The following is a 25,790-nucleotide window of genomic DNA, read 5'->3' on the forward strand; positions in this document are numbered from 1 at the left end:
ACCCATGTCAATACGTTCACGGGTACCACCTCCTTGTTCTCTCGCACGGCCTCCGGAAGGCTAGCAGCGGTCGCCGCGCTCCCCCAACGGGTTTTTGCGAGGCCCAGTGACACCACCCTCACCTGACCTGCCGACCCGGTTGCCTTCTTCGACTTCGACTTCGACGGCGGCAGGGGCGTGGCTGCCCAGGTAAGCCCCGTTCCGGCGAACCAGGGGCGCGGGGGTTCGCCTCACCAGCCCCAACTGTCCTTCTGGTAAAGGGTCGTGTGGGCTGTCCGGTCCTGGCTCATTCCCGCCAGCAGCGTGAAACACTAGTGCAATCCTGGGTCGAAAAGGACCACCCTCTTAACTCCAAGCGCCCATCGGCACCGTCGCCGCAGGCCGCGGCACTGACGTCTGCCGTCGGATTTAAGGAGTACCTTTCTTGACCACTCACCTCAGGCGGGGCGCCCGCCCGCGGGCGTTACTGGCGCTGATGGCAGCACTGTGCGGGATCGTCGGTGCCTCCGTGCTCGGCACGACGCCGGCGGCAGCGGCCGACCAGCGGCAGGCGATCTACGCCATCGCGCACCGCGTCGACACCCTCGATGGCGTCGACGCCGCGATCAGCCACGGTGCGAACGGCATCGAGATCGACGTGTGCGCCTGGTGGAACCCCAACGAATGGCGCGCCTACCACGACTGCTCCTCCGCCGGTGACAGCCGGCGGGGCCCCAGCTTCGACAGCATGATCGACCGCATCGTCTCCCACGCCAAGGCGGGCCGCAAGCTGGGGCTGGTCTGGCTGGACATCAAGGACCCGAACTACTGCGGTGAAGCGCCCAACCGCGGGTGCAGTGTCGCCGGGCTGCGGGACAAGGCGCAGCGGCTGACGGCCGCGGGGATCCAGGTGCTGTACGGGTTCTACGAGTACCACGGCGGCAGCACCCCCGACGTCGGGGGCAGGGGCTGGAAGAGTCTGGAAGGCAAGCTCGGGACGCTCGAAGGCATCACGACGACGGGGACCCGTGACCAGGTGCGCGACGCCTTCGCCCGCTCCGGTGCCGGATTCCCGGCCGGCCACCGCGCCATGGACTACGGCGACACCGACATCACCAAGGGCTTCGGCAACTGCACCGAACCGGCCCGCAACACCTGCGCGGAGCTGAAGAAGGGCGCCGCGGACCGGGCAGCCCGGCAGCTCGGGGCCACCCTGTCCTGGACCACCACCTACAACGACCCGTGGTACGTCGACAAACTCCTCGGCGACGCCCGCGTCGACGGCATCATCGCCGGCTACGGCGCCTTCACCGGCGTACGCGAGTACGACAACGACTGGAAGTGTGCCAACGCCATCAAGCTCATCCGCGACTGGGTGAGTAAGCACGGCAACACCCACCGCATGGCCACCGCCGGCGACCACCTCTTCAAGTAGCGGACAGCCCCGGCCCGGGATCCGTACCACCCCATGCCCCAAGCGCCCCCGCACACCGTCGGCCGGGATCCCGGCCGACGGTTTTCCCTTGCAAAGGCAACGGCTTGCAAAGGCAACGGCCTGAACGCGCGCGGCAGGCTGGAACGGGCGATGGCCAGAGCGTCACGTTCAGCCTCATATCGCCTGAAAAGACTACTTCCGGTAGGGCGTGGGCAGCTTGTTGCCAAGGGCGTTGCTGAACAACGGTGTTCCAGAGGGGGAATTCATGCCGGGAGATCAGTCGGGTGAAGCAGTCCGCGGGGGAAGTCCGGACTCCGCGGTCGATCGGGTGGCCGACTTCTACGGTGCCTACATCGATGCCGTCGACGACGGAACCGATGACCTGGGTGCGGAGCTTCGCGCCCACTACCTCACAGAGGACCTCCGTCAGCGCTTGGCCGCCTGGGAGGAGGCCAACCACGCCGACGGAGTGCTGCGCGCCCAGGACGTGCCCACCCACTGGGACGTGCGCTACCACGATTCCGGTGCCGGGCATCTGTTCACCACCGTCACGCTCACGTGGGGTACGGGCCCGGACGCCGGCCACACCCGGCTGGCCGTGCAGAGCGACCTGAGCACCAAGCTCATCTCGGACATCGAGGACGGGTGACTCGACCGTTCCCGCTGCGGTGCTCATGCCATCCATGAAGCCGTCAAGCCGCTGAGCGACGTGTGCCCGGCGGCCGTGAGGCCGCCGGGCATCGTCGATCGGACAGGACGTCAGTCGCCCGCCTCGTCGGGTCCGGTGGACGGGTCGGAGGGTGCGAAGAACCAGTGCTGGGAATCCTTGGTTCCGTACTTGGTGCCGTTGGCGATGTCCCAACCGGTGGCGGTGGACAACGGGTCCACGTCCAGGCAGACATCGGTGCCGAGGCCGGGCTGGTCGTTGCGGAGCCGGAAGGTGTTGTCGCTGTTCGGCTGCACACGCCAGAACTGGGGGCGTGGGACCCGTTGCAGCCGACGGGGATGGCCCGGGAGGCTGGCGGATGCCACCGCGTACGGTGACGGGGCTGGATCCTGGTCCTGCCGTCCGCCGAGGAGGCGTGCGGGCCCGGCCGGCCGTGCGCCGCGCCGCGCCCGCGCGCCGCTTCCCGTGCTGCCGGAGCGCCGCCTCGGTGGAAACCTGCCCGTGGGCTGTCGCGTCTCATCAGGAGGAACGGCCGTCCGCCTGAAGGGGGCGAAGCGAACCATGACCGACTCGCAGTGGCGCCACGTCGCGACAGGGATCGATATCGCCTGCTGGCTGACGTTCCTGACCGTATGGGCTCTCGGCGCGCTCTACAACGCCCGCCGGTCCCCGTCCGTGCGCAGGCGCGGACAGCCGCTCCAGCGGTGGAGCATCGTCGCCGGGATCATCGTGGCGGTGACGGTGAACGCGCTGCTGCCGCACGGCACATGGGACCCGATCACCGTGCACGTCCAGTGGCTGCGTGCCGTGGGCGCCGTCGTGCTGATCGCCGCGACCGCCTTCACGATCTGGGCGCGCGTCCGCCTCGGCCTCATGTGGACCTCCGCCCCCGTGGAGCGGCAGGACCACGAACTGCGTACCGACGGCCCTTACGCGATCGTCCGCCACCCCATCTACACCGGAATCCTCGGCATGTTCATCGGCACCGCGGTGCTGATGCTGTTCGGCGGCTGGGTGGTGGCGGTGCTGCTGGCCGTCGTCCTCGTGCAGTGGAAGATCGGCGTCGAGGAGAAGCTGATGACCGAGGCGTTCCCCGGCACGTACGAGGAATACAAGCGGCGCGTCCCCCGGCTGATCCCGCGCCTGCGCCGCCGCGCGCGGGCTCCGGCGACGGAAAGCCGTCTCCGCTGAAGACTGAAGGGTGTCCGTACGATCGGGGCCGTCGCGGCGGGCGCCGAGACCGTGCGTGCCCGCCCTGCCGAAGGGGCCTGTCCGGGAGGGCGGGCGGTTCCACCGCTGACGCCGCACGTATCGAGCGCCGGCCCGAAGGAGGCCGGCCCGGGGCACGCTCCACGCATGCGACTGACTTCGTGGCCCGCCGGGCCGGGCGGGCCGCTGGGGCTGACGCCTACGCTGCCGTGGTCCTCACGTACGCGGTGCTGCACGCCGCATGGGTCCACAGTCATGCCACAGCTCCAGCTAGGATCGACGGCTTGTCCAGGCGAGGTTGTCGGTGACGCGCTGGAGCACGGAGAGCGCGGTCGCGTACTCCTCCTTCGTGATGTCGCCGAGGATCTCCGCGCGCACCGGGGCCATGTGTTCCTTCGCCGTCGCCATACCCTGACGGCCCTGTTCCGTGAGGGTCAGCCGGCCGTCCGTGCCGGTGTCGAGCCAGCCCCGATACACGAGGGCGTCGGTGGCGTGGACCATCACGTGAGTGCCCATGCCGTAGGGCACGGCCAGGGCGTGGATCTCCTCCCTGGTGAGGCCGCGCTCGGCCCGGACGATGTTGTTGAGCACCCACCACTGGGGCTGGGTCATGTCGATGCGCGCCAGGGTGGCCTGCGAATGCCTCAGAATCGCCTCGGTGGCCTCCCAGGCGACCAGGGCGATCGGCTGCTGGTCGGGTGCGGTGGTGCCGTTCCGCGGGGTGCTTACGGTCGTCATGATCGCAAAGCTAGGACCTCAAGTGTGGTTGAGGTCAAAGGTTCTCTTCGGTTCGTCAACGCTGCGGCGGTCCGGCCGCCAGTGTCGTGGCGCTGCCGCCACGCGGCATGTCACTCCGCACGTGGAGTCATGCGCCCGGGGCGTCGGTGAGGTCGGTGACGAACTTCCTCGGACGGCCCGCCCGCACCGGCAGTACGCCGTGGATCACCTGTGCGCCGTTGGCCGGGCCGGTGCCCGACAGGGCATTCGACCGGCATTCGACCACCGCCGACCAGGTGAGCCTCATCCCCACCGAGCCGTCGGACACCGCCATGGCACTGCGCGACCCGCTGCCGCACGCCTCGGCGGAGCCGCCCTCCACCGATCGCTGAGCGGTGTGTGTCGTGGAGTTGCAGGGCATGGCATCCTTGCGAGGCCGGGGCTCCAGGCTGCCGGTTCGCCGCGGTCTCCGGGGAAGAGATGGCGACCAGGATCAGACTCGGCTGGGCAGGGGTGGGCCTCGGCCCTCCCTCTCGAGAAAGACAATGCATGACCAGCGCATGGAACCGGATCCTCGACTCCGCCGACATCCGCGCCCCGCGGCTGCGCCACGACTACACCCGGCAGCGAGCAGCGGTCGCCCGGTACAAGCCTCATGCTTACGCCGCCGTCCGGCTGCTCCTGCCCCGCCCCGTGGTCCCGCACGTGATCGCCACGACGGCGTTCATGCACCACACGGACAACCTCCTCGACCAAGGACCCCTGCCCGGACGCGTCTCCGCCTACCGGTCATGGGAGAACGAGGTACGCACAGCCCTGGCCACCGGACACAGCGACCACCCGGTGATCCGGCCGCTGCTCCACACCGTCACCGTCCACCCCGGCCTGGCCGGCCAGGCCGGGGAGTTCCTGGCCGGGGCAGCCGCCGACCTCGACTTCTGCGGGTTCGCCACAGAAGCGGACTACCAGCACTACATCGATGCGTACTCGCTCCCCGCGTTCATGCTCGTCGCCGGCCTGCTCGCCCCCGAAGCGGCCCCGGCCGACTACCGCGCCGCGTGCCGCGGCTACATCGACGGCAGCCAGCGCCTGGACTTCGTCAACGACCTCGCCGAGGACCTTCGCGACGGACGCCTCGGCCTTCCCTATGACGCCCTGAAACAGCACGACGTCACCCGTGACGACCTGGAGAACGCCCGAGACACCCCCGGCCTGCGTGCGCTGCTGCGAAGCCAGTTGCAGCAGGCACAGCACGACCTCGTGGCCAGCCGCCGCCTGGCAGGTCTCACCGCACCGGCCAACCGCTTCTTCGTGCGAGCGATGGTGACACTGGAGATCCTCACCGCCCAGGCCGCCGCGAGAAAAGGCGCCGATATCCTGCACGGCTCCGCACGCCCCTCCGTACCCGCCGCCCTCCGCGCCCTCACCCGCGAATACCGCCGACGCCTCCGAGGGACTCCGGTATAGCCAGCTCGCCACGAGTTCGACGGCGTAGCCGTCAGGGCCGGTGTGGGGCCGCTGTCTCCACGGCGGGAAGCCGGTCCGGTCCTCTTCCGCGCCGGTAGCGACCGCGCCGGACCGCGGCCCGGTGGACAGGGCGCGCGCAGGCCGGTTTACGTCTGCTTTCGCCCCGGCGGGACCGGGGTACTACCCAGGCATGTTCAGATCCGGCCCGTCGTCCGCCGCTCGCGTGTGCGCGCACAGGCCCGGAGGGCCCGCTACAGCGGAGACGTCCCCTCTCTTCTGCGGGCGAGGCGGCCCTCTGGCCGGCCGACAGGCGGTGATCCTGGCGGGAGGCAGGGGCAGCCGGCTCCTGCCGCTGACCCATGAGCGGCCGAAGGCGATGGTGGAGGTCCACGGGGTGCCGATCCTGCGGCACCAACTCGACTGGCTCGCCGGTTGCGGAGTCGCGCACGTCGTCGTGTCGGCGGGGCAGCTGGCCGAGGTGATCGTCTCGTATCTCGACTCCCGTCCATCGCCGCCACGGACCGAAGCGGTGGTCGAGAAGCGCCCGTTGGGGCGTGGCGGTGGGCTTCGCCGGGCCGCGCGTGCCCTGCCATATCCGGGTGAGCCGTGGTTCGCCGTCTACGGGGACATCTGGACGTGCTTCTGCCTGTGCGGCATGCGCGCCCATCACCTGGGCGGTGGTATCGCCGCGACCGTGGCGCTCGCCGGTCGTGGCCTGCCCGGCAGGGCGGTGGCCTATGACGAGCTGGGCCGGGTGACGGACCTCGCCCCGACCGTCCCGGGGCCGGGCCGGGTGAACGCCGGTGTGTATCTGTTCGCCTGGCAGGTCCTCTCCCTCCTCCCCGCGGAGGGAGACCACGCCGACAGCACACTGCCCCGTCTGGTTGGCGCCCGCCAGCTGGCGGGTTACGCGGTCGACGCGCCCTGGCAGGCGGTGAACACTCCGGCGGACGTGGCCTTGCCGCGACCCACTGGCCCGGTCGCCTCGAACTGCTGGCACCAGCCCGCCTCGGCCCCTGGACCGGCCGCCTGCTGCTCGATGTTGCCCACAACAACCAAGGCGTGGTGACCGTGGCCCCGGAGATCCTGAAGCAGTCCCGCGCCGCTGAGCGCACCGCCCTCGTCTTCGGCACCCTCCGGTACAGGAACGTGGCAACCATGCTCGGGCCGCTGCCACCCGATTGGCCGATAGTGCTGACCCGGGTCGGTCACCCCCACGAAGCCGCCCCGGCCGACATGCGCGCCATCCTGTCGGCACGTCGAGAACTGTACGTACGGGAGGAGACCGCTGACGCCGCCCGCCACGCCACCGAACTCGTCGGGCCCGACGGCCTCGTTGTCGCCCTGGGATTCCTCACCTTGATCGGCCGTGTCCGTGAACTGCTCCACCTCCCGCCCGGCTGACCGACTGCCGGTATGTGCGGGGCAGCACCGCCCGTCATCCCGGTGTCCGACCCGAGGGGGAGTCATGCGGTCAGGTTCCGTGCTGGAGGGGTGCTACCGACTCATCGAGTCGATCGAGGCGGAGGCGTTTTGACGGAGTGGCCCACCGGCAATTCGCCGCTCGGCCCAGGACCCGAAATCCGTGGCCGCTCCCATCAGTTACCCATCGCAGGCAAGCACCTGATCAGCCAGGCCCGCGGCCGCACGATCGTCCCGTCCTCGGACGGCGGCATCGGATCGTGTATCGCGTAGCGTGAGAACGTATGTCGCCGTAAGCGCAACGGCACGGTCTTCGTCATGGGACAGAGCTGCGAGAGCGCGCGACGCCGTGATTCCCGGGATATCCGCGAGCGCCTGTGTCAGCCGTCGACGCGCGGACGATTCGACGGTGCCGTGGGCAAGGCATTCGACGAGCTTGGCGGCGATCTGAACCGCCAGCACGGGATCGTTCGCCAGCGCGCTCAGGGCATCGGCCGCGGCAACGTCGTTCGTCTCCTCGACGATCATGTCAATCAGGGTCGGTATCCCGTCGGCTACTCCACCTGCCCCGAGTGCCAGGGCCGCACCCTTGCGGACCGCATGGTCGGGGTGCGTGACGGCGTCCCGCAGCAATGCGGTCGCTTCACCGTCCGGAATCTCGGCGATGGTCTGAACGGCACGTTTCCGCACCTCGGCCACCGGTGAACCAAGGCCCTGGGCCAGCAGTGCCAATCCGCCGTCGCCCGATTGTGCCAGAGCCCATCGAATAGCTCCGGCGACGTTCGGGTCCGTCTCGCTCAGCGCTGCCTCTACCAGGGCTTCCACAGGCACCGGAGTCCTTTCGACTGAAGACAGTGCCGCGCGCTGGCGCCTGTCGGCGCTGTCCGCCCCCAATGCCTGGAGGAGCGTAATGATATGGAGGGCGTCCTCCCAGTCGGCGGGCTCCACGGCGCCGATCCGACAAAGCCGTGTGAGCAGCGCAGTCTCACTCGCAATGCGTTCCCGCGTCTGGCGGATGAGGTCGTCGACGAGCTCCGACGGCGTGAAGCCGGGATCATTCAGCGCGGACCCGACTTCACGCAGCGACAGTCCCATTGACCGCAGGCTCTCGACATGGAAGATCCGCCGGATGTCCTCGGTGGAGTATTGGCGATAGCCGCCCTCGGTACGGCCCGTCGGCCGTACCAGGCCGAGCGAGTCGTAATGCCTGAGCATGCGGGCGCTGACCCCGGACCGTCGTGCCACCTCACCGATCAACACTGGTTTTCACCCCTCCTGGCCGGTCGTATCGAGAGCCATGATCCGCTTCGCCTCCTCGATCGCGAACTCGAAGCCGGCATCCGGGTTGTGTAACAGTCTCTCCGTAGCGATCGCGTGCCGGCGCACGCACGGGTCGGAATCCGTCATCGCCGCACGCAGCGTCGGCATGATCGCCTCACCGAGCGCGATCAGCGCCCGGCTGAGGCTCACATGCGTCTCACGCTCGCCGCGCCCGAGCTGTCCCGCCAACACGCGGGCCAATTCGGGCCCTCCACCGTCGGGCACGAGCACGACCGCTGCCCGCCAAGCGCTCCGCGCCACCTCGTCGTCGGCGTCGGTCAGAAGGGACCGGGTGATTGCCGGCCACGCTCGCCGATCCCCGATCTTCGACAGCGTGTGCAACGCCTGGCTTCGCGCCTGCGCACGCTCCGAGCGGAGTACATCGATGAGTTTGGGGACGGCTATGGATGACGGGTGTCGGGTGAGCGCCCACGTGAGCATTTCCCGAACGTAGAACTCGGGCTAGATCGCGCATCGTTCGATGAGCTTGTCGATGAACCGTGGGTCAGGGGCCGTACCGACCGCCAGCGCTGCCTGCAGCCGCACCGAGGGGCTGCCGTTCTCCAGGCGCTGAAGAGCGGGCATTGTGCCCGCGCGCTGCTTCGGCATGGTCATCGCGACCACCTCCTTGGCCGCAGTGAATGCCTTGTCACTGTGTCAAGGTCAAGCGGGGTCACGGCACGTCGCCCCGGACATCGCCGTCGACGCAGACGGCGACGTCATCCGCCTTGCCTGCGGCATCCGTGCCGTTCCGGCTTCATGGCCTCCGGCACCGGTGTCAGGTGTGGTGGGCCGGTTCGACGATCGGTGCGGTGGCGACAGGACGGCAGCCTGTCCGGCTGTCGCCGCGAGCCACGTCGTCGTCGCCTGCCGAGAGGAAGCCGGTCTCCGCGCTCTGGCGTTTCCGGGCGGCCGTCACCGGCGCTGCGGTGACTACGAGGGCGAGACCGCGCCGTCGTGCGCTCGGCAGGGTGCCGACGCCGACGATCTCGCTGACCGGGGCCTACGGGATGGTGCCGACCGGAGCACAGCACCGTACCGCCACGCAGAGCGGCGACGCCATGCCGCGAGCTGGTCGGAAGGCGCGGCAGCGTCCAAGCAGCCGCGGGCCTGTCCTGCGTGGAGCAGCACCGGGGTCTCGATTGCGATCCGAGTCGCACGTCAGCGACCACGCGACGACCGCGGGGAGACATCGTGCCATGTCCACGACGCGCGCGGCCATGCTTCGATCCGCCACCACGCGGCGGTCACCTGCCGCACCGCCGCCCGTGCGAAGCCGGGATCCGGTGCCTGGTCCTGGCCGTCTTCGGTCGCCCGTCAGGCTCGGCAGCGCAGCATCTCCAGTGGGGGATTGGCCAGGAGGTCCGCCCAGAAGTCCGCGCCGAACTCGCGCACGCCGGCGTCGGACACCTCCAGCGGGACCCAGGCCACCTCCTTGAATCCGGCTGCCCGCAGGCACTGTTCGTAGACCTCACGGCGCGGACAGGCGCCGACGAAGGAGATCGGTGGGTCGAGCAGCGCGGTGATCCGCACCTGCGGTCCGGTCTCGATCTCCTCGCCGGTCGGCTCGCAGAGAAAGCCGTACTTGGCCAAGGACGGCCCGTCGAAACGGAAGTCCGGTGTCTGGGCGAGCACGAAGAACTCGGCGCCGGGCTTCAGGCTCCGGTGCACGTTGCGGCACATCCGCTCCATGGCGGCGATGTCCTCGGCGTAGTTGAGCAGCTGAACCCCCGTGGCGATGTCGAAGGGCCGCTCAAGGGGCCGCATTGCGGACACATCGCCCACCTCGTAGCGCACACCCAGCGGTTCACGCTCCTCGAACGCCCTTGCCGCGGCGACCATTCCACCGGAGATGTCGATGCCGAGAACCTCCGCGGCACCACGCCGCTTGAACTCCCTGCTGTAGAAGCCGGTGCCGGAGGCCAGGTCGAGGACCGACTTGCCGCGCACGTCCCCGACCATGGCCAGGAAGCTAGGCACCTCCCCGTACTGGGCCAGCGGAAGGGACTTGAAGCCCTCGAACGCCTCACCGATCGCGTCATACTGCCGCACGCTCATCGCGCTGTCCTCCCGTGCGCTTTCGTCATGGCTTTGGCCTCGGAGCCCGGATCCGGGGGCGCGCCGGAGCCTCTGGCAGGCAGTCTCCCGACATTCCGGCAGACCGGCGTACTGGCGGAAGCCACAAAGATGCGGGCATCGCCCCGGCTCCTGTACGGGAGCGGCGGTACGCAAGGGGGTTCAGCCGTCGCTGAAAAGGATTGCGCCGAGCTGCCGCGGCGGAGACGCTGGGAAGCGCTGCATGGCGGCCTGCGCCAGCGCAGGCCGGCGAGGACCTCTTCAATGAAAGGGGCACCATGTCTCGCATCGTCAAAGGCACGCTTCTCGGCCTGGCCATCGTGGGTCTGAGCACCGCGGGGCTCGCGGCCCCGCAAGCAGCCACCGCGGCCCCGTCGTTGAAGGGGTGCTGCCTGCAGGTCACCGTCCATACCGGTCAGTCCGACGCCATCAACGTGCACGGCACCAACCAGTACGGCGCCTGGGTCAGCACCGACTGGCGTAACACCCCGAACCCCTGGACGCGCATCAACAACTGGTGGTGGAAGAAAGGCACCTACGTCAAGGTCGAATACCAGGGCAAGCACAACGGCTCCTACTTCCACGGCACCACACCCTGTTACATCCAAGAAGGCGGAACCCCGAATTTCGCCGACTGCGCCGTCCGGTAATCCCGCACCCGGTCAGCGAGAACAGGGAATTCTCCGAAGCGTCACGGCCTGGTGACGACACAGGTGTTGTATCGCCAAGTCTCCTGGTGCCGGTACATCTCCACCCCGCTCGTGCCTTCTTCGGTGGCGCTCAAACCGGCCGCCGGCGGCACAGCAGGCTCCCCGACCTCATCCGCCGCAGGCGCCGGCATACGCGCGGACCCGGCCGAACGGATCGACCGGGTCTTCGCTCTCATCGCCACGGCACCGCACATCTCATCCGCGGCCCTGGTACAGACGGAGCGTTGCGTTCTTGAGCCGGTTCAGATGCGGTCGGCGGCGATGAGCAGGTAGTGGAAGCTGCCTTCGCGGTAGGCCGTGAGGAAGGGGTCCTCGACCCCCGTGGCCACCGACGACTTGGCCCGGAGCTCCCAGTACGGGATCGCTGTGGGCGTGAGGTCCACGACGTGCATCGGCACGAGGCCGTTCGCGACCATGGCCTTGAAGTACGCACTGCGTGGGTGGATGTTGCACGTGTAGTGCTCGTCGATGGCGCTGACCGCCTTGGAGCGGCCGCCCGTCACGTCGTTGGAGCAGCCGGTGATGACGACGTAGCGACCGCCGCGCGCGAGCTGCCGGGCGTGCTCGGCGAAAAGCTCGTTGAGGTCCACATACATGGTGGACTCGTTGTTCCAGATGCCCTGGAAGTCCCCGGTCGGGAAGCCGGTGTCCAGCATGTTGCGGAAGTGGTAGCGCACCTTGTCGTCCACGCCGCGCCTGCGGGCCTCCGCGTTGGCGAAGTCGACCTGCGTCTCGGAGATCGAGACGCCGTCGACCCGGCAGCCGAAGCGGGCGTTGGCCATGATGCTGGTGCCGCCGCGGCCGCAGCCCGCGTCGAGCAGCCGCTGCTCGGGGGTGACGGGACCGAGGTGGTCCAGGAGGACGTCGGCCTGGGCCGACTCCAGGCGGTGGAGCTCCTCGATGATGCGCGCGTCCCGGGTCTCCTCCGGGCCTTCCAGCACGGAGGGGTCGTAGTCGCCCAGCCCGTAGTGGTGGTGGTAGAGGTCGTCGACCTCGCCCAGCCGCAGGTTCACCGGATCCTTCTCGTTGTTCCAGTAGTCGGCGACAGCCTGCTGGTACGCCGTACGCAGGACGGAGGCGGGGGCTTCCGGGGTGGTGGTCATGGTGGAGACTCCTTACAACGTGCCGTTGACTGCAGGACGTTCAGGTGGTGCGGGTGCAGTGCGCTGCGCGGCAGGCACTGACGTGGTGACGGGGCGGAGAGCGGCCGCATGGGGCCGGAGCGCAGCCTCTCCTCCGGCGCGACCCGTGGCGGGTGGGACTCAGGCGCCGGAGGGGCGGCCGACCTCGACGTTCTCCAGCACGCCGAGCGCGTCGGGCACCAGGACCGCGGCCGAGTAGTACGTGCTGACCAGGTAGGAGATGAGGGCCTGGTCGTTGATGCCCATGAACCGTACGTTCAGGCCGGGCTCGCGCTCCTCCGGCAGCCCGGTCTGCCGCAGCCCGACCACACCCGAGGCTTCCTCGCCGGTGCGCATCGCCAGGACCGAGGTGGTGCCTTGCGCGGAGACCGGCAGCTTGCCAAGGGGGAGGATCGGCACACCGCGCCAGGCGGGGACGCGGTGCCCGTTGACGTCGGCGTCGCCGAAGTAGACGCCGCGCTTGTTGCACTCGCGGCCGAGGGCGGCGATCGCCTTGGGGTGCGCGAAGAACGCCTTGGTCTGGCGGCGCATGCTCAGCAGCTCGTCGAAGTCGTCCGGAGTGGGCGGACCGGAGTGGGTGGAGATCCGCTGTCCGTGGTCGGCATTGTGCAGCAGCCCGAAAGCGCGGTTGTTGACCAGCTCGTACTCCTGACGCTCGCGCAGCGCCTCGATCGTCAGCCGCAGCTGCTGCTCCAGCTGGTTCATCGGGTCGTTGTAGAGGTCGGCGACCCGTGTGTGCACCCTCAGGACCGTCTGGGCCACACTCAACTCGTATTCACGCGGAGCGAGTTCGTAGTCGGCGAACGTGCCAGGCAGGACCGGCTCCCCGGCATGGCCGGCGGCCAGCGCGATATCGGCTTCGCCGCGCTTGTTCTGCGGGCGTGCCCGTTCGGCCTGGCGGCGCCGTACGTGCTCACGCAGCGGCTCGCTCCGCCCGGCCACCTCCTCGTACGCCCGCCGGGGCAGCACCAGCACCGTGCACGCCGTCAGCGCCCGCGCCGTGAACTCCCACGCACCGGGCTCGTCCGACACCGCTTGCCCACCGAAGAACCCGCCGTCGGCGAGCACCCCCAGCCGCGAATCGGCCTCGTACTTCCCGGCGCCGGTCTTCTCCACCTTGCCGTGCGCGATCAGGACCACCCGGTCCGCCGGCTGCCCGGCCTGCGCCAGGACCTCGCCCGGCTCGTACTCGCGCTGCTCGAACTGCCCGGCCAGGGACCGCAGCACCTCCGGATCGTCGAACCCGCGCAGCAGCGGCAGTTCGCCCAGCTCCGCCGGTACGACCCTGACGTCCGCCCCTTCCTGGACGAAGGTCACCCGCCCGTCGCCGACCGCGTAGGCCAGACGCCGGTTGACCCGGTACGTACCGCCGCTGACCTCCACCCAGGGCAGCATCCGCAGCAGCCAGCGCGAGCTGATGTTCTGCATCTGCGGAACGGTCTTGGTGGTGGTCGCCAGATTCCGGGCGGCGTCGACACCGAGGCTCAACTGCGCGCTCGCTTGGGCCCCTTCGCGCTGTTCCGATTGATCCGGCGTCACTGCACTCGTCATTCCGGTCCCTTCCGACAGTGGTGGGGGCGCAGGGCGCGCGCGGCTCCTGCGGTGGGCCGGGCCTGCTTCCGCAGATGCGCGCCGCAAGTGAAGCAGCGGGAAAGGATGTTGGTCGAGAGTGGCGAAACGTGCACTGTGAGTTTGCGCCACCGGATGCCGCGCGGAAGCCGCTCTTGACGGGCAACTGCGCCTTGCGGGAGCGGAATTCACTGCTGCCGAGGATGACCTGATCTGCACGAACTGATGTCCCGTGTCGTCCGGATGGTCGAACGGGCCCAGGCTGTGAAGGGCGTCATTGAGCCACCTGCTGTCTGGCCGCATCGGACCGCCGGTCAACGCCAGGGCATCCATGAGCGGACAGACGCGACCGCCTCACTCGGACGAGTGAGCAACATTGTTGGGCACGCGTCAGAGGTGCACGTCAGGCCCCTGGGGGAGAGGGAGACCCCTTGTTGCCGCTCCGCGCCTCGTGCTATCCCTTCGGCGACGAAAAAGCCAAGTCAAGTGCTTGTGAACGGAGTTGTGGATGCCCTTGCCAACGCCCAACGCGGCCGATGAGTCCGAGGCCGCTGTCGGCTCTTCCCAACTCCTGGCCAAACTGCTGTCCGGGCCTACCGGTATCGGAACGAACTCCCTGCGCCTCGCGGCGAGCCTGGAGCCGGCCGCGGCCACGGAGGCGCTGCCGGACGCCCCCACCTCACCGGCGGAGTCGCAGCCGTCGTCGCAACGGATCGAAGGTCTCTACTGCCCGCCGGCCGTACGGGACGACCGCGGGCTGGCCGATGAGGTCAACGGCCGGCTCGTCGAGTGGGCCGAGAAGGAAGTGGGCCTCTACCCGGAAACCGATCTCCGAGAGGCGCTCCTCGCCTTTGACGCGGGGCGGTCGGTGGTCCTGTGCCACCCGGATGCCCCCGACATCGACCACCTCATGGTCGCCGCCCGTCTCCTGATCGGCGAGAACGCCGTCGACGACTACTTCTGCGAAGCGGAGTACGGCGGCAGCGCGGACCGCCGCGGCGCGGCACTGGCCGTTGCCCAGTCCGCGATCGACCCCTCGCACAACACCCCGCGCTACGAGGCCGACTGGCGCACAGGGATCGGTTCCCACCCGGCCCTGCGCTCCATGCGGTCGGCCATGGACTACTTCTACGCGCTGGCCACACCGGCGCAGGCGCATCGCTTCCGGCACGACATCGCCAACCTCTACCTCGGGTACAACGCCGAGGGTGACTGCATCAGCCGCCACCGCACCCCTCCGGTGTGGGAATACCTGGTGCAGCGGCAGTTCAACAACTTCCGACCTTGCCTGACCCTCACCGACTCCGTCGGTGGCTACGAGCTGCCCGCTCATGTCTTCGCGGAGCCCGCGGTGCAGCGTGCCGTCGCCCTGGCCTCCAACGCCTCGACCATTTGCAACGACCTCTACTCGCTGCGCAAGGAGCAGGCCGGCGAGCGCTTCCACTACAGCCTGCCCACCGTGATCGCGGCCGAGGAGGAATGCTCCATCAACGACGCCTTCCAGAAGGCGATCGAGGTCCACAACGAGATCGTCCACCTCTTCGAGGAACAGGCCGCCGCCCTCGCCGCCACGAATCCGCTCGTCGCCCGCTTCATGGCCGGGCTGTCGAACTGGATGACCGGCAACCACGAATGGCACGCCGGAAACGTCGGCACCCGCTATGCGACCTCTCCCTGAGGCTCGTGATTGCGGCGGCGTGTCAGGTCTGCCGCCCGGGGCGCACCTGTGCCGGCTCCTGCTGCGGGACTGCTCCAAGGCGCAAGGGGGCGGAGTGTATGAGTGTTCCGTTCACCGTGGCAAAGACCTCCCCCTTGCTTGCCTACCGCCGCGGATTCGTCGACAGCTTCTCCCGCGCGGCGGAGGGCGGAGCCTTCACCCGGGCGCCGAAGACCGCCGGCGCATCGGGGGCATGAGCGGGCACCTCCAGCAGCTGAGCACTGACGTGTTCAACAAGGGATTCGTCTCCGCGATGAGGTGGACACTCCTCCTCCCTCTCGGACTCACTCTCCTCGGAGCAGGGGCCTGTTCCGTCTGCTGTACCCCCTTTGCATGAACGTGCGTGCTTGTTGTCTCGCCCGGGTCGTTGTCGAGGTCACTGGGGTACGGCCGCACTGAAAGCGGAGCGGTGGCCTTCGTACGTGAGCAAAGGGATGTGCGGGTGCGGCCTGGTCGGCGTTGGACGGTACGGCTCGTCCCTTACGGGCGCCCTGCTGCCGGGGTGTGCGTGGTGGACTGCGCCGACCCGACGTGTCCGCCCGACGGCGTGCGCTACCGCGACCCGGTGCTGGCCCGGACCGCTGCCCTTCGCCATGTGCGCGAGCACGTGGGCCGTATCGAGGTCGCCCCCGGAACCGGCTGCCGCTGCCGGAGCGAAGATGTACCCGGCACAAACCCGGTCATGCCCGCACACCGGTGAGCTGTTCGACGACGACGGCTCTGCTCCTCATCCCCGATCTGTCCTCATCCCCGATCTGCTCGGCAGAGTGTGGGTCATCGCCGAAGCATGTACGGCGTGCGCGCCCGGGCCATCCCTCGCTGCAAGATCCTTCACAGCGGAACCCCGGCACGCCCGCCGGTGCGCCTTGAGGATGCCCCCTCCTGGCAGGGGGAGCGGCGCCTGGGAGACGCTCGGCCTCAACGACCGCTGAACCCTCACGTGCCCCGTACGCCAAGGGCCAGCAAAGGTGGGGACGGTGGTCTGCCGGACCGCGTGTGTGTACGCGAGGACGGCGGCCCACTGCGCGGGGAACAGCAGGAGAAGTCCCCGGTTGTCGAAGGCGTGAAGGGCGGCCGCGAGCCGGTGGCCGGGGCTCCGGTGCGGGTCGTGGACGGCGGAGGTCGGGGCAGGCGGCAGCGGGGGAGGATGCCTCTGCCACCGGAAGACCTGCGGGCCGTCCTCGCTCCGGTCGACCTGGTGTGAGCGCGCCCGGAGCGTCCGGCCGCCCGGAAGCTGGTGGAGGCCGCAGCCCGTAGCGAGCCGGCCCGGGTGGTCGGCCTCGTCGGCCGTACGGACGCCCCGCGCGTCCTCGCCGACCGCCTCACCCGGCGCCTGGCCGACCAACTACGGCTGGCCGGGCCGGTCAAGGACCCCGTGGGCTGCCTGATCGGCCTGGCCCTGCCCCAGCGGCAGCGGTGCGGCGACGTCCGGTGCGACGACCGCGTGCTGCTCGACTCCGGGCAGGACTGCCCGCGCTGCGAGGAGAAGCGGGGGCGTGACACTGGTGACCTCGCGTATTTGGCTGTCGCGTATTCCTCTGCGCGTGAGGTCCGTGGTGACCGTCTGCGGTCGTGCCGACAAGTTGGCGGACAAGGGAAGGCTGTCACCGCGGCTGGCCAGGCCCCGGGCAGGCATGGGGTGAGGCGACATTTCCCAGTCCGGGTCTGGGATGTCGCGGTCATACGCTCCAGTTACTTGACGCCGATGTCATGCGGCAGGCGAAGGCGCGATAACTGGTGGGTTGAGGCGAGCGAAGCCTTCCTGACGCTGGTAAGGGAAGTACGGGTAGGGCGCTGTCTTGCCGCTCGCCGCATCGAGCTTCGCTATCTGGTCGGGCGTGAGCGTCCAGCCGATGGCACCGAGGTTCTGGCGAAGCTGGCCCTCGTCGCGGGCGCCGATGATGACGGAGGAGACGGTCGGTCGCTGCAGCAGCCAGTTGATGGCGATCTGCGGAATGCTCTTTCCGGTTTCCTGTGCGATCTCGTCGAGGGCGTCGACCACGCGGTAGAGGTGTTCGTCCTCGACCGGCGGGCCGTAGTCCGCGGTGTGGTGCAGTCGGCTGTTGGCCGGTAGCGGCTGGCCGCGGCGGACTTTGCCGGTGAGCCGTCCCCAGCCGAGCGGGCTCCAGACGAGCGCTCCGAGGCCCTGATCGAGCCCGAGGGGCATCAGCTCCCATTCGTAGTCGCGGCCGATGAGGGAGTAGTAGACCTGATGGGCGATATAGCGCGGGTGGCCGTATCTCTCCGCGATCGAGAGGGACTTCATCGCCTGCCAGCCGGAGAAGTTGGAGATGCCGAGGTAGCGGACCTTCCCTGCTCGTACGAGATCGTCGAGTGTGGACAGGACTTCCTCGATCGGCGTGCCGGCGTCAAAGGCGTGTAGCTGGAACAGATCGATGTAGTCGGTGCCGAGCCGGCGCAGGGCGTCCTCGCATGCGGTGATCAGGCGCGAACGGGAGGAGCCCGCATCGCCTGGGCCGTCGCCCATTGGCAGGCTGGTCTTGGTGGACACGATCACCTGGTCCCTGCGGCCTTTGATCGCTTCGCCCAGTACCTCCTCGGAGGCGCCGCTGGAATAGACGTCGGCGGTGTCGAACATCGTGATCCCCGCGTCGAGGCAGATGTCCACGAGTCGGCGTGCTTCGTGCGCGTCGGTGTTGCCCCAGGCACCGAACAGTGGTCCTTGGCCGCCGAAGGTGCCGGCGCCGAAGCTCAGTGCGGGGACCTTGAGGCCGGATGTGCCCAGCCGCCTGTATTCCATGGCTGTTCCTCTCGTGTCGCCCACCTGGCTAATGGGCTTGTGGTTCCGTTAGTGTGTGCGTCAACGTAGCAGATGTAAGCGATTAACGAAACTGGAGTCCCGTTATGGGGTTTGAGGGTGCGGATCCGGGGACCGTCCGTCCTGGAGGGCGCACGGCGCGGGTGCGTGCGTCGGTGCTGCGAGCGGCTGGGGACGCCTTGGCGGAGCATGGCTTTGCCCGTCTGGACCTCGCTGACATCGCGCGCCGGGCCGAGGTGGGCAAGACCACCGTCTACCGTCGCTGGGGAACGGTGACCAGCCTGGTTGCCGATTTGCTGCTGGACATGGCCGAACAGTCACTGCCGCGTACCGAGACCGGCTCGCTGCTCGGTGACCTCAAGGCCAACGCCCGGCTCGTGCAGCGCACGTTGGCCGACCCGCGGCAAGGAGCGCTGTTCAAGGCGGTGGTCGCCGCCGCCACCTGTGAGGCGAAGACAGCCGAGGCCCTGCACCGCTTCTACGACATCCGCGTCAAGGAGTGGGCGCCCTGCGTCCAGCAAGCCATCGACCGGGGCGAGGTGCCTGAGGGCACCGATGTCCACGAGGTCATCCGTGCCGTCTCCGCCCCCCTCTATTACCGCCTGCTGACCAGCAGCGACCGCCTCGACGAAGCCGCCGCGGACCGGGCCGCCGAGGCCGCCGCGGCCGCAGCGTGTGCGGGAGCGTACCTGCGGGGCGACGAAGGTCGTGCGTGACCGGCTTCCCGCATCCGTTGCCGAGCGCGGGTCACCTTGCGTGATCTCCGGGCGCATAGCGTTTGCAGGTTCTCCTGCCTCTTCGGCGAGACGGGTGGTGTGGTCGTCGTTGTAGCCGAGCATCCCGGCGATCACTGAGGCCGGGGCTTGGGGCACGAGTTGGCGGATCGCCGCTGTGCGTCCTGGCCGGGTCGGGAAGCCCAGTCGGCGGAGCCGGGGTGCCATGGCTTCCGGGGTCATGGGCTGTCCGGCCCTGCGGCCGGGGAAACTCCCGATCGTCGTACCGGCCCAGGCCATGGCGGACCAGTGAGCCCACAGCGGTGAGGACGCGCACGGCCTGGAGGACGGCGTCTGCCGGTAGCCGTTCCGAAGGCGTCGGCCGCCGTGCGGGAGCCGCTGGTCTTGTCCCTTCGGCGCCCGCGTTCGCCGCCGCGCCGGCCGGACCGGGAACCCTGCCGGGTGCGCGAACTGGGCGTATTTTGCGCCGTGTTGGCGAGGCGGGTGTCAGGCAGCTGCTGACGCGGACTTTCGGCCGTCTCGCAGCCGCTGGGCGAACGCCCGGGCGGCGGCCAGGTCTCCGGCGTTCGGCCGCTGCCTGTTGATACCGCCGACGAGCTTGAAGGGCGCCCAGGTGTCGAACGCCCGGCACGAGAAGCTGCCGTCCACCTCGAAGCCCTTGCCTTCAAGGAGCCGGATCATGGGGCGGGTGAAAGGCGCTGGCGGTATCTCGGGGAGCCCGCTGGTGGCGAACACGAACGCCCGGCCCTGTCCGGCGGGAAGTGCCCTGACGAAGTCGGTCAGGCGGGGGTGGAGCCTGTGGTGGAAGACGCCCGAGCCGAATCCCACGAGCCCGGCACGGGACAGCTCCGCCAAGTCGGCCTCCTCGGGGGAGACCACCTTCGCGCCCAGTACCTGGGCCATGCTGTCGGCGACACGACGCGTATTGCCGTGCGACACGGAGACGCACACGATGACGGCCTTCATCTTCACTGTCCCTTCTCTCGCTTCCGTCATGAGGACACCGCAGCGGCGTCACATGTGACACCACCTGGGTGTGACGGCGGCCACACCGGAGAGCGTGACGTCGTCGGCAACGCCAGCTCCGCCCTGGCCCGGCGCCGCCTGAACATCTTGCGGGCACTCATCCGGGACGGCCGGACCTGCCAGGTCAGCCCGCCTCCGAGTGCAGCCACGGTGACCTGGGAACGCCCCAGATCGTGATCAACCAGTTTGGCAACCCCATGGGGAATCAATCCTGGAGCGATACCGGCGGGACCCCGAGGACCGACGTCGATGAACACCGCCGTTTGCCCTGCCGCGGCACCGTCAACGGCGAACGCTGGACGCGTAGGCGGGCAGCCGCTCCAGGGTGAGCCAGTTCTGGTCCGCCGCCCAGGCGCGCATGCCCCGGCAGCGTGGTAGCCCAGCGCGGCGGCCATACCGGCGCGTTTCCCGTTCAGCCGGTGCCGCAGCGTGGGCGTGCGGCCGCGAGGCGCGTACGTGCGGCGCACCTGGGGCGGCAGCGGCACCCCCGATTCGTCGAAGAACACGGTCCAGGCACGTTTCTTCACCGCCCTTTTTGATGCATGGCCACTCCTGGGCGACCCATCGGGCGATCTCCGAGTCGTCCCGCTCGACGGCCTGACACCTGGGGCGCTGCAGGCTCCACCCCAGCCGCCCGGTCAGCAACCGCCACACCGACGCCCGCGCCGGCGCCACCCCCGTTACCTGCTCAACCACCACTCCCACCCGCTCCAGGGTCCACAGGCCAGCCTCGAACCCGTGCGCCTGGGCGATCGACGCGGATTTCTCTGCTCTGCCGACCGGGCCGGGTTGCTATCGCTTGGCGTGGCGGCCGCGCCGGGCCGGTGGGCCGTCATCGGCCTGGGCAGGGACCCGGGCGGCGGCCTTGGATGACGTGCGGGCCCTGAGCGCCTCGATGGCCACCGGGACGACGGAGAGCAACACGAGGCCGACCAGGATGGCTTCGAGGTGTTCTTTGACGAAGGCGATCCGGCCGAGCCAGTAGCCGGCGGTCGTGATTCCGGCGCCCCAGGCCGCGCCGCCGATGATGTTGCAGGTCAGGAAGGTGCGGTAGGTCATCGCGCCGGCGCCCGCGACCATCGGCGCGAACGTCCGGATGATGGGTGTGAAGCGGGCGAGCACGATGGCCTTCGGCCCGTGCTTGGCCATGAACGCGTGGGCGCTGTCGAGGTTCTCGCGTTTGAAGAGGCGGGATCCGGGCCGGTTGAAGAGCTTCGGCCCGAAGAGCTTGCCGATCGTGTAGCCGGCCTGGTCGCCGGCGATCGCGGCGGCCGCGATCAGGACGCACACCAGCCACAGGGGCTGGGTGATGCGGGTACCGTCCGCGACCAGCAGGCCCGCGGTGAACAGGAGCGAGTCGCCGGGCAGGAAGGCGAAGAGCCCGGATTCGGCGAAGACGACCACGAGGATGCCGATCAGACCGAACTGCGTGATGAGGTGGTCCGGGGAGGGCCCGAGGCCGAGTGCGAGCGTGGACAAGACTGGAGGTTCTCCTCATTCGGTGATGGCGTAGGACGCGCGGCCGCGCATGCCCGGGCACGGTCCCGGGTGTCCTGCTGGCGCTCGCCCCTCTGGCCGCCCCGGTCGTGGCGGACCGAGGAGGGCTTTACGCTTGTTTCCGTGTGGGCCGGGGCGAAGGCCGGGCTCAGAGCCCAGTCGGCGACCGTCCACAGCGGGCGAGCGAAACCACCCTCACGGGGGTGGCGGAGGCGGGGAGACTCAGTGCGCGGATGCGGCTTCCCCTCCTCCGAAACATCAGTACGTGCGTCCTGCCGCGGTATCAGGAGCACCTTCGTCGTCCGGTCGCCGATGCGAAGACTAGAGGGGGTGTAGGACACCAACCGTCCTATATCCCCTTCATGCTTTCCGTGCAGCTTTTCTGCATGAAAAGGGGTTATCGCCATGAACGGGACTGGAAGCACCGAGGGTGGGGAGAAGGCGCTGGCCGGGAAGGTGGCGCTGGTCACCGGGGCGAGCCGCGGCGGGGCGCGGGCGGTTGCCGTCGAGCTCGGCCGGGCCGGTGCCACCGTCTACGTGACCGGCCGTACGGGCCGGGGTAAGGCCAGTGAGACGGGCCGGCCGGCGGAGACCGTCGAGCAGACCGCCGAGCTGGTGACCGCTGCCGGCGGCGAGGGGATCGCCGCGGTGGTCGATCACCTTGAGGCCGACCAGGTGCGGGCGCTGGCCGAGCGCATCGACCGGGAGCAGGGGCGGCTGGACATTCTCGTGAACGCCATCTGGGGCGGGGAGCACCTCGTCGAGCGCGGAAGGAAGATGTGGGAATGCGACCTGGACCAGGGCCGGCGCTTGCTGCGGCTCGGTGTCGAGACGTACTACGTCACCAGTCACTGCATGCTGCCCCTGCTGATCCGCCGCCCAGGCGGGCTGGCCGTGGAACTCACGGACGGTACCGAGGAGTTCAACCGTGCCAACTACCGAGCCCCCTTCTTCTTCGACCTCGCCAAGTTCGCGCCTTTCCGGATGACGTGGGCACTGGCCGAGGAACTGAAGGAGTACGGCTGCACAGCGCTGGGCCTCGCCCCGGGCTGGATGCGCACCGAGGCGATGCTCGACGCGTTCCGCATCACCGAGGAGAATTGGCACGAGGGCTGCAAGGCGGACCCCACGTTCGCGATCTCCGAGACCCCCGCTTTCACCGCCCGTGCCGTCACGGCGCTCGCCACCGACCCGGACGTCACCCGCCACAACGGCAACTCCCTGTCCGTCGGCACCCTCGCCAAGGAGTACGGCTTCACCGACGCCGACGGCTCGGCCCCCGACTCCGTCCGCTACTTCCAGGAATTCATGCGCACCGGACAGGCGCCGAACGCCGACGACTACCGCTGAACGCAAGGGAGCCCGGCACTGTCACGACGCGCTCCTACGCGCCGCCGCCCGGGTTCCGGGCGGCGGCGCACACCCCCGCTATGAGCCGCCCCCCCGGCCACCACTTGTACGAAGGACGGAACCATGCCCCTTGAAGAAGTCGCGGTGCTCGCGCTCGCGTTGCCGGAGGCGGTGGAGGAGGAGCCGTACGGCCCTCGTCGGCCGGTGTTCAAAGTCGGCGGCAGTATCTTCGCCATGCTCGCGGCGGCGACCAAGGACCACTCCGAGCAGGTGACCCTCAAGTGCGAACCCGGTCTCGCCCTGCACCTGCGCGAGCAGTACGAGGGGATCCGCTCCTGGTACGAGGGACGCCGCTGGCACTGGATCACCGTCCCCCTCGACGGCACGGTGCCCGCCGAGGAGCTCACCGACATGGTCGCTCACGCCTGGGAGTGCGTGGTGGCCGGGCTGCCATCCGCCACGCGCGACCGGCTGCACCGGAGTTCCGCGGCCCGGTCCCGAAAGGCCGGGTGATCGTCGAGTTTTCTCAGCACCCATGTGACCGGAGGATGCCTGGCCTGTGTCGCCGCGACATCACCGGGGTTCATTCGGTGCTGTCCTTCGTGGCGCGGGAGTGGTGAACGGGCAGGTCGCCGCCGGGATGCGGCCGAGCGCGCCCCCGGGCGAAACCCCCGGACGGGGCCGCCGGACCGCGCCGGAAGGCGCCCGGCCACGGCCGGCATACCGGCAGGCGACCGCGGTGAGGAAGGACCGGGGCCGCAGGGGGCGGCGGCCCCCGGAACCGCTTCTGTACCTCCAGGGGGAGGTCACTGCCCGCCGAGGTAGTCGGTCTGTGAGGCGATCCGGCCCTCGCGCAGCTGAAGGACCGAGCAGAAGCGGGCGGTGACCGGCTCTCCCGCCGGGGGCAGGCCGGGGTGTGCCCCGGAGCTGGTTCCCGCGAAGCCGTATTCGATGGCGATGGTGTCCCCGTCGGCGATGATGCGCCGGATGGTGAACTTGCGGTCGGGAACGGCACCGGCGTACTCCCGCAGGTGGTGCATGAAGGGGTCCCGGCCGGTGAAGGCGAGTCCGAAGGGCCCGCATTCGTAGGTGGTGTCGTCGGTGTACAGCTCACCGAATCGGTGGAAGTCGTGGTCGTTGTAGGCGTTCGCCCACTCGTGGACGAACGTGGCGCTGTTCATGGCTGTTGTCTTTCGTTGTCCGGAGCCCGGGTCAGGCGTATTTGCCGAGGTCGCTGGCCTGGAAGGCGGCTTGGTCGTTGATGCCGACGACGTAGCCGTCCGGGTCGCGGAAGTAGAACATGCGCTGGCCGGTGTGGTCGGTTTCGGTGTCCTTGACGATCTCGGCGTGCTGGGAGATGCGGTCGTGGGCGCCGTCGAAGTCGTCCACGCCGAGGTAGAACATGCCGGCGAAGCCGATGGGGGTGTCGGCCAGGACGGGCAGCCAGTTCTTCAGGTCGGCGTTGCTGTAGAGCATGGCGCAGAATCTGCCCTGGTAGAGCAGCATGTGGATGTCGTCGCCCGGGCGGGCGGTACTGGAATCGACGTCGAAGCCGAGCTGCTTGTAGAACGTGATGCTGGCCGCGGTGTCCTTGACACTCAGGCAGGGGGCGAACGGCATGGGTCCTCCATGGTCGGGGGTGCGGCCTTCACCAGGGTGCGAGCACGAGGAGGGCCGGCATGGGCCGGGAACCCCGCGGTTTCTTTCTCCGCCGGTTGGGGCGGGCGTGCACTCCGGGGACCGCCGTCTTGGTGAAAGCAGCCGCTGCGAGCGGCTGGTGGCTGTGTCAGTGGGTGCCGCTGATGCAGAAGGGCTGGCCGGAGGGGTCGAGCAGGACGGTCCAGTGGTCCCCGCCCGGCTGGTGGGCGGGCTTGGTGGCGCCCAGTTCCAGGAGCTGCTTCTCGGCTGCCTCGACGTCGTCGAACCTGATGTCCATGTGGAAGGGGAGTTCGTCCTGGGGCCAGGTGGGGGCCTTGAACGTCGCGGCGGACCAGAAGACGTACATCATGTCGCCGACCCAGACGGGGAAGGCCGCAGGGTTGCCGTCCTCGTCGCGATACGGCTCGGAAACCTGCGCGCCGAGGGCGGCGGCGTAGAACTCCGCGAGCTCGCCTCCGTCCTCGGCCCAGATCGCGTGCGACAGGACCTTGCCGGTCAGGGCACTGTTGTCGGCGTGTGTGTCGGCCATGGCTCTTCTCCTCAGATGGGGTGGGGGTCGGCTGGGGCGGTTTCCGCCCTCTGAAACCGACCGTAACGGGCATGTAGGGCGAGGAATGTCCTATACGGCTCGTGGTGGGGGTTGCGCGGGCGGGTGTCGTGACGCGTGGGTAGCGTGAGGGCCATGGCGTATGACGAGGTGCTGGCGGAACGGGTCCGGGAGCTGCTGGAGGAGACCGACGCGGTCGTCGCGAAGAAGATGTTCGGCGGGCTCGTCTTCACCGTGCGGGGCAACACGGCGGTCGGCGTGGTCGGCGACGACCTGCTGGTGCGCGTCACCGCGGACGACACCCCACAGGCCCTCACCGAGCCCGGCGCACGCCCCTACGAATTCCGCGGCCGTGTCTCGAAGGGCTGGATCCTGGTGGCGGGAGAGGTCCTCGACGACGACGTCCTGGACGACTGGCTGCACCTGGGCCGCAAGGCCGCCACCGCGCTTCCGCCGAAGTGATATGCAGAAGCTGCGCCATTCGTTTGATCGATGACGGTCTGTAACGGGCAGGCTGGTTCGTCCAACCAGGGCGCGATCTGTCCGTGTGGCTCCGGAATTGGTCAATGGTGGGCGGCTGTTGTTGACGGTGGCCGGTGGTGCGAAGCCTCTCTCGTATGCCCTCACCTGCGTCTGCGCGCCCCTCCCCGGGGACGGATGCGCGCGCTCTCGACCGTTGAACCGCGGCGCCGTGTACGGTTCGCCGCGAGTGCTCGGGGCAGGGTCCGAGGCGGTGGGTGCGGAGGACTTCGTGCCCGTCGACGGTCC

26 protein-coding genes and 2 pseudogenes are annotated in these 25,790 nt (G+C 69.2%); 12 read left to right on the forward strand and 16 right to left on the reverse strand.

Translation table 11 applies throughout. From position 1 onward, the window contains the following. Positions 1–424: 424 nt before the first annotated feature. Positions 425–1,414 carry a phospholipase gene (locus ACH427_RS29525; protein WP_398874356.1) on the forward strand — a complete coding sequence of 330 codons (990 nt, stop codon included), beginning with the start codon at positions 425–427 and terminating at the stop codon, positions 1,412–1,414. A gap of 265 nt (positions 1,415–1,679) precedes the next feature. Then, positions 1,680–2,063, forward strand: coding sequence for a hypothetical protein (locus tag ACH427_RS29530; RefSeq protein ID WP_398874358.1), 384 nt, complete (start codon positions 1,680–1,682; stop codon positions 2,061–2,063). Positions 2,064–2,173: 110 nt separating this feature from the next. On the opposite strand, the gene ACH427_RS29535 is transcribed toward ACH427_RS29530, so the two are convergent. Continuing rightward, the gene (locus tag ACH427_RS29535) at positions 2,174–2,377 is read right to left on the reverse strand and encodes a hypothetical protein (RefSeq protein WP_398874360.1); all 204 of its coding nucleotides are present in this window, start codon (positions 2,375–2,377) and stop codon (positions 2,174–2,176) included. A 265-nt stretch (positions 2,378–2,642) separates the two neighbouring features. Here ACH427_RS29535 and ACH427_RS29540 point away from each other — a divergent pair, with 265 nt between their 5' ends. Next, positions 2,643–3,272, forward strand: coding sequence for a methyltransferase family protein (locus ACH427_RS29540; RefSeq protein ID WP_398874361.1), 630 nt, complete (start codon positions 2,643–2,645; stop codon positions 3,270–3,272). 288 nt (positions 3,273–3,560) lie between these two features. On the opposite strand, the gene ACH427_RS29545 is transcribed toward ACH427_RS29540, so the two are convergent. Together ACH427_RS29545 and ACH427_RS29550 are read right to left on the reverse strand one after the other, a co-directional pair. Further along, entirely contained in the window at positions 3,561–4,028 is a 468-nt protein-coding gene (locus ACH427_RS29545) for a MarR family winged helix-turn-helix transcriptional regulator (protein WP_398874363.1), read from the reverse strand. 127 nt (positions 4,029–4,155) lie between these two features. Next, the gene (locus ACH427_RS29550; protein WP_398874365.1) at positions 4,156–4,428 is read right to left on the reverse strand and encodes a hypothetical protein; all 273 of its coding nucleotides are present in this window, start codon (positions 4,426–4,428) and stop codon (positions 4,156–4,158) included. Positions 4,429–4,556: 128 nt separating this feature from the next. Here ACH427_RS29550 and ACH427_RS29555 point away from each other — a divergent pair, with 128 nt between their 5' ends. The 3 genes from ACH427_RS29555 to ACH427_RS29565 all read left to right on the forward strand — a co-directional run bounded on the left by ACH427_RS29555 (position 4,557) and on the right by ACH427_RS29565 (position 6,878). Continuing rightward, complete coding sequence (locus ACH427_RS29555; protein WP_398874367.1) at positions 4,557–5,474, forward strand: phytoene/squalene synthase family protein; 918 nt, start codon at positions 4,557–4,559, stop codon at positions 5,472–5,474. A gap of 313 nt (positions 5,475–5,787) precedes the next feature. Further along, positions 5,788–6,543, forward strand: coding sequence for an NDP-sugar synthase (locus ACH427_RS29560; RefSeq protein ID WP_398874369.1), 756 nt, complete (start codon positions 5,788–5,790; stop codon positions 6,541–6,543). Next, positions 6,537–6,878, forward strand: coding sequence for a hypothetical protein (locus ACH427_RS29565; protein ID WP_398874372.1), 342 nt, complete (start codon positions 6,537–6,539; stop codon positions 6,876–6,878). Before ACH427_RS29560 ends, ACH427_RS29565 begins: the two co-directional genes overlap by 7 nt. A 198-nt stretch (positions 6,879–7,076) precedes the next feature. Here ACH427_RS29565 and ACH427_RS29570 read toward each other — a convergent pair whose 3' ends face one another. From ACH427_RS29570 to ACH427_RS29580, 3 genes and pseudogenes are all read right to left on the reverse strand, one after another. Further along, positions 7,077–8,156, reverse strand: a complete 1,080-nt coding sequence (locus ACH427_RS29570; protein WP_398874374.1) for a HEAT repeat domain-containing protein — start codon at positions 8,154–8,156, stop codon at positions 7,077–7,079. Positions 8,157–8,162: 6 nt separating this feature from the next. Then, positions 8,163–8,831: pseudogene (locus ACH427_RS29575) on the reverse strand (HEAT repeat domain-containing protein). A 702-nt stretch (positions 8,832–9,533) separates the two neighbouring features. Further along, positions 9,534–10,274, reverse strand: a complete 741-nt coding sequence (locus tag ACH427_RS29580) for a class I SAM-dependent methyltransferase (RefSeq protein WP_398874376.1) — start codon at positions 10,272–10,274, stop codon at positions 9,534–9,536. Between the two features lie 296 nt (positions 10,275–10,570). Here ACH427_RS29580 and ACH427_RS29585 point away from each other — a divergent pair, with 296 nt between their 5' ends. Continuing rightward, the gene (locus ACH427_RS29585) at positions 10,571–10,942 is read left to right on the forward strand and encodes a hypothetical protein (protein ID WP_398874378.1); all 372 of its coding nucleotides are present in this window, start codon (positions 10,571–10,573) and stop codon (positions 10,940–10,942) included. 302 nt (positions 10,943–11,244) lie between these two features. Here ACH427_RS29585 and ACH427_RS29590 read toward each other — a convergent pair whose 3' ends face one another. Together ACH427_RS29590 and ACH427_RS29595 are read right to left on the reverse strand one after the other, a co-directional pair. After that, complete coding sequence (locus tag ACH427_RS29590) at positions 11,245–12,105, reverse strand: geranyl diphosphate 2-C-methyltransferase (protein ID WP_398874380.1); 861 nt, start codon at positions 12,103–12,105, stop codon at positions 11,245–11,247. Between the two features lie 159 nt (positions 12,106–12,264). Beyond that, entirely contained in the window at positions 12,265–13,695 is a 1,431-nt protein-coding gene (locus ACH427_RS29595) for a family 2B encapsulin nanocompartment shell protein (protein ID WP_398874382.1), read from the reverse strand. Between the two features lie 526 nt (positions 13,696–14,221). Here ACH427_RS29595 and ACH427_RS29600 point away from each other — a divergent pair. Next, positions 14,222–15,391 carry a family 2 encapsulin nanocompartment cargo protein terpene cyclase gene (locus ACH427_RS29600; RefSeq protein WP_398874384.1) on the forward strand — a complete coding sequence of 390 codons (1,170 nt, stop codon included), beginning with the start codon at positions 14,222–14,224 and terminating at the stop codon, positions 15,389–15,391. A 1,384-nt stretch (positions 15,392–16,775) separates the two neighbouring features. Here ACH427_RS29600 and ACH427_RS29605 read toward each other — a convergent pair. Together ACH427_RS29605 and ACH427_RS29610 are read right to left on the reverse strand one after the other, a co-directional pair. Then, on the reverse strand, positions 16,776–17,024 hold the full coding sequence (locus ACH427_RS29605) for a hypothetical protein (RefSeq protein WP_398874386.1): 249 nt from the start codon (positions 17,022–17,024) through the stop codon (positions 16,776–16,778). 114 nt (positions 17,025–17,138) lie between these two features. Beyond that, positions 17,139–18,191 (reverse strand): aldo/keto reductase, encoded by a 1,053-nt coding sequence (locus ACH427_RS29610; protein ID WP_398874388.1) that lies wholly within the window; start codon positions 18,189–18,191, stop codon positions 17,139–17,141. 104 nt (positions 18,192–18,295) lie between these two features. Here ACH427_RS29610 and ACH427_RS29615 point away from each other — a divergent pair, with 104 nt between their 5' ends. Beyond that, on the forward strand, positions 18,296–18,925 hold the full coding sequence (locus ACH427_RS29615; protein ID WP_398874390.1) for a TetR/AcrR family transcriptional regulator: 630 nt from the start codon (positions 18,296–18,298) through the stop codon (positions 18,923–18,925). Between the two features lie 504 nt (positions 18,926–19,429). Here the strand turns inward: ACH427_RS29615 and ACH427_RS29620 are convergent. The 3 genes and pseudogenes from ACH427_RS29620 to ACH427_RS29630 all read right to left on the reverse strand — a co-directional run. Next, positions 19,430–19,909, reverse strand: coding sequence for a flavodoxin family protein (locus ACH427_RS29620; protein WP_398874462.1), 480 nt, complete (start codon positions 19,907–19,909; stop codon positions 19,430–19,432). A gap of 342 nt (positions 19,910–20,251) precedes the next feature. Then, a complete protein-coding gene (locus ACH427_RS29625) occupies positions 20,252–20,722 on the reverse strand; it encodes a winged helix-turn-helix domain-containing protein (RefSeq protein WP_398874464.1) in 471 nt (156 codons plus the stop codon). A 66-nt stretch (positions 20,723–20,788) separates the two neighbouring features. Continuing rightward, a pseudogene (locus ACH427_RS29630) lies at positions 20,789–21,448 on the reverse strand (VTT domain-containing protein); the annotation flags it as partial. Positions 21,449–21,871: 423 nt separating this feature from the next. Between ACH427_RS29630 and ACH427_RS29635 the strand changes: the two are divergent. Beyond that, positions 21,872–22,816, forward strand: coding sequence for an SDR family oxidoreductase (locus ACH427_RS29635; RefSeq protein WP_398874393.1), 945 nt, complete (start codon positions 21,872–21,874; stop codon positions 22,814–22,816). Positions 22,817–22,939: 123 nt separating this feature from the next. Beyond that, a complete protein-coding gene (locus ACH427_RS29640; protein WP_398874395.1) occupies positions 22,940–23,329 on the forward strand; it encodes an MmcQ/YjbR family DNA-binding protein in 390 nt (129 codons plus the stop codon). A 293-nt stretch (positions 23,330–23,622) separates the two neighbouring features. Here ACH427_RS29640 and ACH427_RS29645 read toward each other — a convergent pair whose 3' ends face one another. The 3 genes from ACH427_RS29645 to ACH427_RS29655 all read right to left on the reverse strand — a co-directional run bounded on the left by ACH427_RS29645 (position 23,623) and on the right by ACH427_RS29655 (position 25,004). Then, the gene (locus ACH427_RS29645) at positions 23,623–23,997 is read right to left on the reverse strand and encodes a nuclear transport factor 2 family protein (RefSeq protein ID WP_398874397.1); all 375 of its coding nucleotides are present in this window, start codon (positions 23,995–23,997) and stop codon (positions 23,623–23,625) included. A gap of 31 nt (positions 23,998–24,028) precedes the next feature. Further along, entirely contained in the window at positions 24,029–24,436 is a 408-nt protein-coding gene (locus ACH427_RS29650; RefSeq protein ID WP_398874399.1) for a VOC family protein, read from the reverse strand. A 166-nt stretch (positions 24,437–24,602) separates the two neighbouring features. Beyond that, a complete protein-coding gene (locus tag ACH427_RS29655; RefSeq protein WP_398874401.1) occupies positions 24,603–25,004 on the reverse strand; it encodes a VOC family protein in 402 nt (133 codons plus the stop codon). A 153-nt stretch (positions 25,005–25,157) separates the two neighbouring features. Between ACH427_RS29655 and ACH427_RS29660 the strand changes: the two genes are divergently transcribed. Beyond that, positions 25,158–25,484, forward strand: a complete 327-nt coding sequence (locus tag ACH427_RS29660) for a TfoX/Sxy family protein (protein WP_398874403.1) — start codon at positions 25,158–25,160, stop codon at positions 25,482–25,484. Positions 25,485–25,790: the final 306 nt, after the last annotated feature.

It is taken from the genome of Streptomyces sp. NPDC020379, from assembly GCF_044387105.1.
Classification (GTDB): domain Bacteria; phylum Actinomycetota; class Actinomycetes; order Streptomycetales; family Streptomycetaceae; genus Streptomyces.

Coding starts and splice junctions, on each gene's coding strand:
- ACH427_RS29530 (WP_398874358.1), top strand. CDS start 1,680: ATGCCGGGAGATCAGTCGGGTGAAGCAGTCCGCGGGGGAAGTCCGGAC.
- ACH427_RS29540 (WP_398874361.1), top strand. CDS start 2,643: ATGACCGACTCGCAGTGGCGCCACGTCGCGACAGGGATCGATATCGCC.
- ACH427_RS29545 (WP_398874363.1), bottom strand. CDS start 4,028: ATGACGACCGTAAGCACCCCGCGGAACGGCACCACCGCACCCGACCAG.
- ACH427_RS29550 (WP_398874365.1), bottom strand. CDS start 4,428: ATGCCCTGCAACTCCACGACACACACCGCTCAGCGATCGGTGGAGGGC.
- ACH427_RS29555 (WP_398874367.1), top strand. CDS start 4,557: ATGACCAGCGCATGGAACCGGATCCTCGACTCCGCCGACATCCGCGCC.
- ACH427_RS29580 (WP_398874376.1), bottom strand. CDS start 10,274: ATGAGCGTGCGGCAGTATGACGCGATCGGTGAGGCGTTCGAGGGCTTC.
- ACH427_RS29585 (WP_398874378.1), top strand. CDS start 10,571: ATGTCTCGCATCGTCAAAGGCACGCTTCTCGGCCTGGCCATCGTGGGT.
- ACH427_RS29590 (WP_398874380.1), bottom strand. CDS start 12,105: ATGACCACCACCCCGGAAGCCCCCGCCTCCGTCCTGCGTACGGCGTAC.
- ACH427_RS29595 (WP_398874382.1), bottom strand. CDS start 13,695: ATGACGAGTGCAGTGACGCCGGATCAATCGGAACAGCGCGAAGGGGCC.
- ACH427_RS29600 (WP_398874384.1), top strand. CDS start 14,222: ATGCCCTTGCCAACGCCCAACGCGGCCGATGAGTCCGAGGCCGCTGTC.
- ACH427_RS29610 (WP_398874388.1), bottom strand. CDS start 18,191: ATGGAATACAGGCGGCTGGGCACATCCGGCCTCAAGGTCCCCGCACTG.
- ACH427_RS29615 (WP_398874390.1), top strand. CDS start 18,296: ATGGGGTTTGAGGGTGCGGATCCGGGGACCGTCCGTCCTGGAGGGCGC.
- ACH427_RS29620 (WP_398874462.1), bottom strand. CDS start 19,909: ATGAAGGCCGTCATCGTGTGCGTCTCCGTGTCGCACGGCAATACGCGT.
- ACH427_RS29635 (WP_398874393.1), top strand. CDS start 21,872: ATGAACGGGACTGGAAGCACCGAGGGTGGGGAGAAGGCGCTGGCCGGG.
- ACH427_RS29640 (WP_398874395.1), top strand. CDS start 22,940: ATGCCCCTTGAAGAAGTCGCGGTGCTCGCGCTCGCGTTGCCGGAGGCG.
- ACH427_RS29645 (WP_398874397.1), bottom strand. CDS start 23,997: ATGAACAGCGCCACGTTCGTCCACGAGTGGGCGAACGCCTACAACGAC.
- ACH427_RS29650 (WP_398874399.1), bottom strand. CDS start 24,436: ATGCCGTTCGCCCCCTGCCTGAGTGTCAAGGACACCGCGGCCAGCATC.
- ACH427_RS29655 (WP_398874401.1), bottom strand. CDS start 25,004: ATGGCCGACACACACGCCGACAACAGTGCCCTGACCGGCAAGGTCCTG.
- ACH427_RS29660 (WP_398874403.1), top strand. CDS start 25,158: ATGGCGTATGACGAGGTGCTGGCGGAACGGGTCCGGGAGCTGCTGGAG.